General features: G+C 74.7%; 1 pseudogene. It reads right to left on the bottom strand.

The annotated features are described in order from the left end of the window. Positions 1-273, bottom strand: a pseudogene (locus KVT44_RS56095) (hypothetical protein); the annotation flags it as partial.

Genomic DNA, 273 nt, shown 5'->3' with positions numbered 1-273 from the left:
GGACGGCGGCCCGCGCCTCGCGGTGCTCCTCGTCGCTGATGATGCCGCGCGCCCGGAGACCGTCGAGTTCGATCAGGCGCTGCTCGATCGTCGGCACGGCAGGGGTCGGCGCGGCAGGCGGTGTCGCGACCGCCGGCTCGGATGCCGCGGGCGCGAGCGCGTCGCTGCGCAGCACCTTGGCGGCGATCTGCGCATCCACGGTCAGCGGGTCGATCCCCGCGTCGCTCAGGATGCGGTACTTCCGCGCGCGGATGACGAGCCCGAAGACCGCCC

The sequence above is a fragment of the Streptomyces sp. GbtcB7 genome (genome assembly GCF_019091445.1).
GTDB lineage: Bacteria > Actinomycetota > Actinomycetes > Streptomycetales > Streptomycetaceae > Streptomyces > Streptomyces mirabilis.
The sequence above is the reverse complement of the archived record's forward strand: the minus strand, read 5'-3'. Positions and strand labels throughout refer to the sequence as shown.